Annotated in this window: 1 protein-coding gene; it reads right to left on the bottom strand. The window is 68.5% G+C overall.

Annotated features, from left to right (window positions below; all coding sequences use genetic code 11):
* Positions 1–536, bottom strand: a 536-nt coding sequence (locus tag CXQ90_RS22585) for a sensor histidine kinase (protein ID WP_368783948.1), incomplete at both ends; no start/stop codon positions are given.

The raw sequence follows: 536 nt of genomic DNA, 5'->3' as shown, positions 1-536 counted from the left end.
TTGCGCTCCGATGACTGCTGGTTGTTCTCTGTGGTTTCCGTTGATGGGGCAGCTCCCGTTGCCGGGTTTGTTTCCGTTGCCGGGCGGGTCAGCGGCAGGGCCAGCCGCACTTCGGTTCCGTCCGGCCCGCTGCGGAAGACGGCGGTGCCGCCGTGGCGCCTCATGCGGCCGACAATTGACTCGCGGACACCGAGCCGGTCTTCGGGCACTTCCTCGGGATTGAAGCCGGGTCCGCGGTCGCGGATGAAGACCTCAGCACGATCAGCGGTGCATTCCACGTAGACCGAGACCGGTCCGGGTGCATGCTGGGCCGCGTTGATCAGCGCCGCCCGTGCGGCCTGGACGAGGGCGTCCGCAGGCTGGTCCAGGGTCGCATCACCCACCGCCACCACCTCCACGGGGTACCCGTACTCGTCCTCAACCGAAGCAGCCACCGCTTTGAGGCGGTCCGACAGCTGTCCGGCCGTCCGCGGATCATCAGCGTAGAGCCACCGCCGCAGCTCGCGCTCCTGCGCCCGTGCCAGACGCAGAACGTC

Origin of the sequence: Arthrobacter sp. ZGTC131, assembly GCF_002929275.1 — a bacterium.
GTDB lineage: Bacteria > Actinomycetota > Actinomycetes > Actinomycetales > Micrococcaceae > Arthrobacter.
Note: the sequence above shows the minus strand (reverse complement) of the source record. Positions and strands in the feature narration are given on the sequence as shown.